This window comes from Acidovorax sp. CF316 (assembly GCF_000276605.1).
Classification (GTDB): domain Bacteria; phylum Pseudomonadota; class Gammaproteobacteria; order Burkholderiales; family Burkholderiaceae_C; genus Acidovorax.
Map to the genome: position 1 here is coordinate 1 of NZ_AKJX01000066.1, position 8,882 is coordinate 8,882.

At 70.1% G+C, this 8,882-nt stretch carries 6 protein-coding genes and 1 pseudogene; 5 read left to right on the forward strand and 2 right to left on the reverse strand.

Features of this window, described 5'->3' with window-relative positions; genetic code table 11:
* The 4 genes and pseudogenes from PMI14_RS06540 to PMI14_RS06555 form a co-directional block, all read left to right on the forward strand.
* Positions 1-186 (forward strand): annotated as a pseudogene (locus tag PMI14_RS06540) (hypothetical protein); the annotation flags it as partial.
* Complete coding sequence (locus tag PMI14_RS06545) at positions 183-1,370, forward strand: heme A synthase (protein ID WP_007851576.1); 1,188 nt, start codon at positions 183-185, stop codon at positions 1,368-1,370. The pseudogene PMI14_RS06540 and the gene PMI14_RS06545, both read left to right, overlap by 4 nt.
* Positions 1,367-2,269, forward strand: coding sequence for a heme o synthase (cyoE, locus tag PMI14_RS06550; protein ID WP_007851583.1), 903 nt, complete (start codon positions 1,367-1,369; stop codon positions 2,267-2,269). The genes PMI14_RS06545 and cyoE overlap by 4 nt, the downstream gene beginning before the upstream one ends.
* A 14-nt stretch (positions 2,270-2,283) precedes the next feature.
* A complete protein-coding gene (locus tag PMI14_RS06555; protein ID WP_081497279.1) occupies positions 2,284-2,904 on the forward strand; it encodes an SCO family protein in 621 nt (206 codons plus the stop codon).
* Positions 2,905-2,971: 67 nt separating this feature from the next.
* Here PMI14_RS06555 and PMI14_RS06560 read toward each other — a convergent pair whose 3' ends face one another.
* Both PMI14_RS06560 and rpoH read right to left on the reverse strand, forming a co-directional pair.
* Positions 2,972-4,036, reverse strand: a complete 1,065-nt coding sequence (locus PMI14_RS06560; RefSeq protein ID WP_081497280.1) for a tripartite tricarboxylate transporter substrate binding protein — start codon at positions 4,034-4,036, stop codon at positions 2,972-2,974.
* Positions 4,037-4,167: 131 nt separating this feature from the next.
* Positions 4,168-5,109 carry an RNA polymerase sigma factor RpoH gene (gene rpoH, locus PMI14_RS06565; protein ID WP_007851592.1) on the reverse strand — a complete coding sequence of 314 codons (942 nt, stop codon included), beginning with the start codon at positions 5,107-5,109 and terminating at the stop codon, positions 4,168-4,170.
* 317 nt (positions 5,110-5,426) lie between these two features.
* Between rpoH and PMI14_RS06570 the strand changes: the two genes are divergently transcribed.
* Complete coding sequence (locus PMI14_RS06570; protein ID WP_007851595.1) at positions 5,427-8,819, forward strand: WG repeat-containing protein; 3,393 nt, start codon at positions 5,427-5,429, stop codon at positions 8,817-8,819.
* The last annotated feature ends 63 nt before the right edge of the window (positions 8,820-8,882 follow it).

The window sequence follows — 8,882 nt, forward strand, 5'->3', positions numbered from 1 at the left end:
CTGGCGCCCGCCGCAGGCCAGGCGCTGCCGGACCACCTGTACGTGGTGGACCCCATGGGCAACTTCATGATGCGCTTTCCCGCCGCGATGGACCGCAGCGGCGCGGCCAAGGCCAAGCGCGACCTCGACCGCCTGCTGCGCGCGTCCTCTTCGTGGGACGAGGCCGGCCGGCCCGCCAAGCCATGACCGACGCCCAGCCCCTGTACGACCTGGCGCCGCTGGCCCGGCTCATGCTGCTGGGCGTGCTCATCGCCCTCGGCCCGCTGGTCTGGGTGTGGCTGCGCAACCGCAACAGCACGCCGCTCAAGCGCCTGCAGGCGCTCACCGTGCTCACGCTGTTCCTCACCTTCGACCTGGTGCTGTTCGGCGCCTTCACGCGGCTCACCGATTCGGGCCTGGGCTGCCCCGACTGGCCCGGCTGCTACGGCAGTGCCAGCCCGGTGGGCGCGCGCGCCGAGATCACGGCCGCGCAGGAGGCCATGCCCACCGGCCCCGTCACCCACGGCAAGGCCTGGGTGGAGATGGTGCACCGCTACCTGGCCACGGGCGTGGGCGTGCTCATCATCGTCATCACCGTGTCCTCCTGGGTGCAGCGCCGCCAGGCCAGGCAGCAGGGCGTGGCCGAGCCGCCCCTCAGCCCCTGGTGGTCCACCTTCACGCTGTTCTGGGTGTGCCTGCAGGGAGCCTTCGGCGCGCTCACGGTCACCATGAAGCTGTTCCCGGCCATCGTCACGCTGCACCTCATTGGCGGCCTGGTGCTGCTGGCCCTGCTGTGCGTGCAGGCCGTGCGCCATGCCCACTGGGCCCAGGGCCGGGTGGCCGAGCGCGTCACCCCCGCGCTGCGCCAGGGCCTGGTGTGGGCCACCGTGCTCGTGTCCGTGCAGATTGTGCTCGGCGGTTGGGTGAGCACCAACTACGCCGTGCTGGCCTGCACCAGCTTCCCGACCTGCCAGGACAGTTGGTGGCCGGCCATGGACTTTGCCCAGGGCTTCCAGGTCTGGCGCAAGCTGGGCCTGCTGCAGGACGGCAGCCACATCAGCTTTGCCGGCCTCACCGCCATCCACTACGTGCACCGGCTCATGGCCTATGTGGTGCTGGCCGCTCTGCTGGCACTGGTCTGGCGCATGCGCACGGCCGCCGTGCTGCCGGTGCAGGCGCGCTGGCTGCTGGCGCTGTCGCTGGCACAGCTGGCCACCGGCCTGTCCAACGTCGTGCTCGGCTGGCCGCTGGCGGCTGCCGTGCTGCACACCGGCGGCGCAGCCGCCATGGTGGTGGTGCTGACCTGGGCGCTTGCGTCCAGCCGTGCGGCCACCGCGCCGCAAGAAGAGTCCCAAGCGCCATCGCGCGCATCGAGAAGAGTGTCCGCATGAGTGTCGCCCCCGCCGCCCTTTCGTCGCCGCCCTCGCGCGTGGCGCAGTTCTATGCCTTGACCAAGCCGCGCGTGGTGCAGCTCATCGTGTTCTGCGCGCTCATCGGGATGGTGCTGGCCGTGCCCGGCCTGCCCACCGGTGCGCAGTTCGGGCGCATGGCCATCGCGTGCCTGGGCGTGTGGCTGGTGGCCGGTGCTGCCGCCGCCTTCAACTGCATCGTGGAGCAGGGCATCGACGCCAAGATGAAGCGCACCGCCTGGCGCCCCACGGCCAAAGGCGAGCTGTCCAATTCGCAGACCCTGCTGTTCTCGGCCGTGCTGTGCGGCGCCGGCTCGGCCCTGCTGTACTTTGCCGTGAACCCGCTGACCATGTGGCTCACGTTCGCCACCTTCGTCGGCTATGCGGTGGTCTACACCGTGATCTTGAAGCCCCTGACGCCGCAGAACATTGTGATCGGCGGCGCCTCGGGCGCCATGCCGCCGGTGCTGGGCTGGTCGTCGATGACGGGCGACGTGGGTCCCGAGGCGCTGATCCTGTTCCTCATCATCTTTTTGTGGACGCCGCCGCACTTCTGGGCGCTGGCCCTGTACCGCGTGGAGGACTACCGCAAGTCCGGCCTGCCCATGCTGCCCGTGACGCACGGCAACGAGTTCACGCGGCTGCAGGTGTTCCTGTACACGCTGATCCTGTTCGCCGGCTGCCTCATGCCCTTCGTCTATGGCATGAGCTCGTGGATCTATCTGATCGCCGCCGTGCTGCTCTCGGCGGGCTTCTGCGGCTATGGCTTTGCGCTGTGGCGCAAGTACTCTGACGCGCTGGCGCGCAAGACCTTCCGCTTTTCCCTCATCCACCTGAGCGTGCTCTTTGCAGCGCTGCTGGTGGACCACTACGTGCTTTGAAGCCCCACACCATGATGCAGAAACGAAACGCCCTGAAAGCCATCGCCCTGGGCGCCGCCGCACTCGCCGGCGGCACGCTGCTCACCGCCTGCTTCGACAAGAAGGAGCAGGCGCTGCAGTTCCGCGGCGTGGACGTGACCGGCGCCGACTACGCGCGCGACCTGCCGCTGACCGACCACAACGGCCAGGCGCGCAGCATGAAGGACTTTGCCGGCAAGGTGGTGGTGGTGTTCTTCGGCTTCACCCAGTGCCCGGACGTGTGCCCCACGGCCATGGCCGAGCTGGCCGAGGTGAAGAAGGCCCTGGGCAAGGACGGCGAGCGCCTGCAGGGCCTGTTCGTCACCGTGGACCCCGAGCGCGACACGCCTGAGGTGCTCAAGGCCTACATGGCCAACTTCGACCCGAGCTTCCTGGCGCTGCGCGGCACCCCCGAGCAACTCGCCGCCGTGGCCAAGGACTTCAAGATCTACTACAAGAAGGTTGAAGGCAAGACCCCCACCAGCTACACCATGGACCACTCGGCCGGCAGCTACATCTACGACCCGGCCGGCCGCCTGCGCATCTACAACCGCTACGGCAGTGGCGCCCAGGCGCTGACCGAGGATGTGAAGGCGCTGCTGAACGCCGCTGCCTGAACGGCGCCCCTGAAAAAAAGCCCTCCCTCGCCATGCTGGCGTGGGAGGGCTGCCGGGGCCGGTGGGCTTATTCGGCCTTGATCCCGCGCATGGCGATCACGCCGCCCAGCAGGTTGGTATCGGCCTTGATGCGGTTGGCCAGGCCTTCGGGCGAGGTGCCCACCACCTGCCAGCCCTGCTGGAACAGCTTGCTGCGCACGTCGGCGCTGCGCGCGATCTCGCTGATGAGCGCGGCCACCTTGGCCTGGATGGGCTTGGGCATGGTGGCCGGGGCCGCAAACGCATTCCAGATCTCCAGGTTGTAGTTGGTGATGCCGGCCTCTGCCAGGCTGGGCACGTCGGGCACCAGCGGGCTGCGGCCGGAGGAGGTGACGCCGATGGCGCGCAGCTTGCCGGCCTTGATCTGGGCCTGGGCCAGGGCCGGGGGCAGCAGGGCCATCTGCAGCTGGCCGCCGAGCATGGCCGTGGCCACCTGGGGGTAGCCGGGGTAGGGCACGTGCACGGGGTTGATGTTGCTGCGCGACTTGAGCAGCTCGGTGCCGATGTGGCCCACGGTGCCCACACCGGGGGTGCCGTAGCTCCACTTGTCGCCGCCGTTGCGTGCGGCCACGAAGAATTCGCGGGCGTCGGCCGTGGCCGGCACGCCGGGCTGGCTCACGGGCGCGGTCAGCACCAGGGGCGAGGTGCCGATCAGGCTCAGCGGCGCCAGGTCCTTGATGGGGTCGTAGGGCACGGCGGGGTTGAGCATCTTGGCGATGGTCATGTTGCCGTTGATCATCAGGCCGATGGTGTGGTCGTCACGGGCCTTGGCCACGGCATCGGCGCCGATGTTGCCACCCGCGCCCACCTTGTTCTCCACGATCACCGGCTGGCCCAGCGCCTTGGACAGGGGCTCGGCGATGGTGCGCGCCGTCAGGTCGGGCGAGGAGCCGGCCGGGAAGCCGACGATGATGCGCACCGGCTTGGTCGGCCAGGCCACGGGTGCTGCTGCCGCTGCCGCCACCGAGGGGGCCGCAGGCTTGGCGGCAGGTTTCTGTGGGGCTTGCTGGGCGATGGCCCAGGGGGACGACAGGGCAGCGATCGCCAGTGCCAGGGCAGCGCGGCGGGGAACAACAGGGCGTGACAAGAGCATCTCCTTGAAAGTGATCTGCAGCGGCTGCAACGCCAAAGCAAAAGGGCCCCGACGGGGCCCTTTTTGGTGGAGGAGCTTCAGCCGCGAAGCAGCGATGGTAACGCGCTCCCTGCGGTGACCGGCGCCGATGCTTATGCGTATTCCGCCAGCGCCTTCTTCATCTTCTTCATGGCGGCGACTTCGATCTGGCGGATGCGCTCGGCGCTCACGCCGTACACGGCTGCCAGCTCATGCAGCGTCATGCCGCCCGAGCCGTCGTCGTTCACCTTGAGCCAGCGCTCTTCCACGATGCGGCGGCTGCGCTCGTCCAGGTCGGCCAGGGCGGCGGCGATGCCATCGGTGGCCAGATAGTCGCGCTGGCGCGATTCGATCATGGCGGTGGGCTCATGGGCGGCGTCGGCCAGGTAGGCGATGGGGCCGAAGGCCTGCTCGCCATCGTCGGAGGGGCTCGGGTCGAGCAGCACATCGCCGCCCGACAGGCGGGTTTCCATCTCGATGACTTCTTCGCGCTTGACGTTCAGCTGCTGCGCCACCGAATCGATCTCGCTGTCCGACAGCGTATCGCGGTGCGTGGCTGCATCGGCTGCAGCGGCATCGGCCTTGAAACCCTGCTTCATGGACCGCAGATTGAAGAACAGCTTGCGCTGGGCCTTGGTGGTCGCCACCTTGACCATGCGCCAGTTCTTGAGGATGTACTCGTGGATTTCCGCCTTGATCCAGTGCATGGCGTAGCTCACCAGCCGCACGCCCTGGTCGGGATCGAAACGCTTGACGGCCTTCATCAGGCCCACGTTGCCTTCCTGGATCAGGTCGCCGTGCGGCAGGCCATAGCCCAGGTACTGGCGCGAAATGGAGACCACCAGGCGCAGGTGCGACATCACCAGCCGGCCGGCGGCGTCCAGGTCGTTGTTGTCCTTGAGCGCGCGTGCGTAGCTTTGCTCTTCCTCGTGGGTGAGCAGGGGCAGGCGGTTGACGGCCGAAATGTAGGCGTCCAGGTTGCCCAGCGGGGGCACCAGCGCCCACGGGTTTGCGGGCGCCAAAGTCGTCGTAGCGGTTCCAGATTGAATGTTCATTCCGGGAATCCTTTCCTCTAAGGCATGATATTAGCACTCTCTTGGAGTGAGTGCTAAGGCCGAAGTTCCCCTGCTGCGGTTGGGTGATTGCCGGGGTGTCCGGGCAACGATTTGCCATGGAGTGGCGTGCGTCCCCAGGGTTCCTTCCACCGGGCTTTGTCCAGCCAGGCCGGCCGAAAATCGCTTGTCCCCAGTCTAGGGAGGTTGCCTGGGCCCGGCTGTAGGAGCCCGGCCCAGGTCCGTGTCGTGATCGGCGACGGATGCGGGACCGGAGGCGGGTATCGCTACCATCGGCGGCCTCAGAACCGGACAAGTCCATGGATTCCACACCCGCCGCAGATACCCCTCCCGCCGCCGCCCCCTGGATCGCCCGCATCCCCCTGTCGCCCGAGCGCAACCGCCAGGCCCTGGTGATCGTGCATGCCGACAGGGCCACGCGCCCGGCCGAGGGGCTGCAGACGCTGCTGGGCTTTCATGCCGATGGGCAGGGCGGTTGGATATCCGCCGCTCAGGCGGATGATGGGCGCTGGGGCCTCATCGATGCCGAGGGCCGCTGGCGGGTGCCGCCCACCTTGGAGAAGGCGCGCGGCTATTCCGTCGATGGCCTGGCGCGTTTCCAGCAGGGCGGGCTGTGGGGCTTTGTGGACCTGGCGGGGGCGGTGGCGATAGCGCCGCGCTTTCTGGACGTGCGGCCGTTCCGGCACGGCCTGTCGGCGGCGCGGGTGGGCGAGGACGAATGGCGCATCCTCGACCGCGAAGGGCGCTTCACCTCGGAGGCGCGTTTCCACCACCTTAGCGAGTTCGGCGCCAACGGCCTGGCCTGCGCGACCCCGTGGGACCCGCAGAACGGTGAGCGTCTGCACGGCTTTGTGGACCGGAAGGGCCGCTGGGTCATCGCGCCGCGCTTCCAGGCGGCCGAGCCCTTCGACGAGCTGGAAGTGACCCCCGCCTCGGTCGATGGTGACCTCTGGGGCCTGATCGACGCGCATGGCGAGTGGGTGCTCACACCCAACTATGCGCTCATCGACGCCTTCAACGGCGACGGCCTGGCGTACTGCGAAGGGCCCGACGATGGGGGTAGGGACGATTGCGCCTACCTGGATGCCCAGGGCCGGGTCGTCGTGCAGGGCGACGCCCACCTGGCACGGTACATGGCCTGCGGCCGGGTGGCCGGCAATGCCGAGGGCAGCCGCTTCCTGTGCGCCGACGGCACGCCGCTGGCCACCCCGGCCCTGGCCTGGGGCACCCATTTTCGGCCCGCCTGCGGCTTTGCGGTGGTGCGCACCCGCAGCAGTGGCGATGGCGACGAGGCAGTCCCCGGGGCCTGGGGCCTGTTGCACACCGATGGCCGGGTGCTGCCGGTGGATGCTGCGCTGCGGGAGCCGCTGACCGACGCCGAGGGCTGGATACCCGCCGAGGAGCGCGGCACGCCGCTGGTGCCGTTTATCACGCGCGATGGCCAGGTGGCCTGGATCGACGGGGCGGGCGCCGTGGTCTGGCGTGCCGTGGCCGAGGGGGCGCAGGTGGTGCTGCAGGCCGCCGATGGCCGCCCGCTGTGGCTCAGCGCTGCGCAGGAGGGGCCCGTCGGGCCGCTGCAGCCGTTCTTCCACCCCCAGCCCGTCGCGCACCAGGATGCGGTGGCCCTGGCCCGTGGCCTGCTGGCCGATGCCGAGGCCGGCCTGCACGGCCTGGCGGCGGGCGCGGCGCTGGAGGGCGGGCCCGCCTATGACGAGGAGGAAGAAGCGGACGAGGACGCCGCCCCTGTGCGCCATGCCGTGCGCACGCGGCGGCTGGCGCGCACCTACCTGGGCGAAGAACACAGCGGGCACTACGAGTTCCTGGGCCCGCTGCTGGCCGGTGCCGTGGACCAGGCCCACGCGGCGGTGCTGCAGGCCCTGACCGGGCACCACGGCCCGCCCGTGCGGGACCCCGAGCACAAGGTCCCCTGGTGGCTCCCCGCCGGCCACCTGCCGCCCGCCTGGGCCGTGCCGATGGACCGTGCCCTGCCGGGAGACAGCGGCGTGCTGCGCGAGTCGCGCGAGCAATGGCTGTCGCTGTACAAGGTGGATGGCACGGGCGACGGCGACGCCTGGTGGGAGCTGTGGCTGATGGCGGCGCCGAGCGTGGACGCGCTGCAGACAGCGCAGCGCGCACGCCAGCAGGCCTTGCCGGCCGGGGAGGGCGGTGGGGGCATGCCTGGCGCGGGCGTTGACGGCCAGGCCGATGCGTCCCGCGAGCCGCAGACGCGCGAGGAATGGTTGCAGACCGTGGCCAGCAGTGGCCGCTCCATCGGCCGGGTGCCGGCCCAGTGGCTGGACGACGCCATGGTGGACGCGGCCGTTGCCGACTGGACCGCGGCGTTGGAAGACGTGCCCGCCCGGTTCCAGACGCCCGAGCGCCTGGCGGCCCTGGTGCGCCAGGGGGTGGACAAGGCCACGCAGATCCCGCCCCGCTGCATGACGGCCGAAGGCCTGGCCCTGGCGCGCGCGCTGTACGCGGGCCAGCCCGACTGGGACGGGCGCGACCAGGAGCACAGCCGCGTGCCCCGGCAGTGGAACCACAACAGCCTGTACGGTGTGTGGGCTGGCCTGCTCACGCCGGCGATGGCGCTTGCGGCCGTACGCGCGCATGCGCCCCTGCGCAGCGTGGCGCACTGGCTGCGCACCGATGCGGTGGAAGAGGCCGCCCTCAGCACCAGCCTGGACAACATCCGCGACCTCGACCCCGCCAAGATCACGCCCGCCCTGGCCGAAGCCGCCGTGCGCTACAGCGGTGACCGGATCAGTGCCATCCCGGCCCACCTGCTGACCCCTCAACTGTGCCTGATGGCGGTGCGCAACAACGGCCAGTCGCTGGCCCTGATTCCCGAGGCCCTGCGCAGCGTGGAGGTCTGTGTTGCGGCGCTCAAGGAGTCCTGGAACCAGTTCATGGAAGTGCCCGCGGCCTTGCGGGTGGAGGTGACCACGCAGCTAATCGACGCGGAGCTGGCAAGAAACGCGCGCAAGAAGCAGCCCGGCGAGCCGGAGGCGAGCAGCGAGTGGCATGCCTACCGCGCCTGGGCCCGGCTCTGGGCCGGCGACTGGCCGGGCGCCATGGCCGACGCGCAGCACAAGCAGGGCCGCGCGGCCGACATGCACTACGTGATGGCCAGCGCCTGGCGCGCGCTGGGCCGCCGCGACGAGGCCGCGCAAGAGGCCGCGAACGTGCTCGCGCGCGAGTCGCCCTACATCGCGATGTGGAACCGCGCCGAGGACACGCGCTGGCTGAAGGCCCTGGCGCAGGAGCACACCGCCAGGGCGCTGGCGGTCGACGATGCGGCCCTGGTGGAACTGCTGCGCGCACAGCCCGACATGCTGGGCGAGATTCCGCGCGAGCGCATCACCCACGCCATGGTGGACGCCGCGCTGCAGGCCGATGAGCGCACCGTGCGCTTCGTGCCGCGCCGCCTCCTGACGCCCGAGCGCTATGCCATCGCACTGGAGCGCAAGGCCAAGCAGTTCGGGCAGATCCCTGTCAGCATGCTCACCGAGGCGGCCTGCATCGCGCATGTGCGCAACGCGGGCTGGAACCTGGGCGCGGTGCCCCAGGCCCTGCGCACGCTCACCGTCTGCGCCTACGCGGTGCGCCACAGCGCCCGCGCCATCGAGGAGGTGCCCGAGGCCCTGCGCGAGCGGGTGCCGGCCGCGGTCCGCAAGCTGCCGCGCCAATAGGGATCTGTCCCGCACAGAGGGGGACTGGCGGTGATCCCGCTAGCGGCTGTTCGGCAGCAGCCG

What these genes read in the sequence shown, in the direction of transcription:
- PMI14_RS06560 (WP_081497280.1), bottom strand. Translation starts at nt 4,036, where the DNA reads ATGCTCTTGTCACGCCCTGTTGTTCCCCGCCGCGCTGCCCTGGCACTG.
- PMI14_RS06555 (WP_081497279.1), top strand. Translation starts at nt 2,284, where the DNA reads ATGCAGAAACGAAACGCCCTGAAAGCCATCGCCCTGGGCGCCGCCGCA.
- rpoH (WP_007851592.1), bottom strand. Translation starts at nt 5,109, where the DNA reads ATGAACATTCAATCTGGAACCGCTACGACGACTTTGGCGCCCGCAAAC.
- PMI14_RS06570 (WP_007851595.1), top strand. Translation starts at nt 5,427, where the DNA reads ATGGATTCCACACCCGCCGCAGATACCCCTCCCGCCGCCGCCCCCTGG.
- PMI14_RS06545 (WP_007851576.1), top strand. Translation starts at nt 183, where the DNA reads ATGACCGACGCCCAGCCCCTGTACGACCTGGCGCCGCTGGCCCGGCTC.
- cyoE (WP_007851583.1), top strand. Translation starts at nt 1,367, where the DNA reads ATGAGTGTCGCCCCCGCCGCCCTTTCGTCGCCGCCCTCGCGCGTGGCG.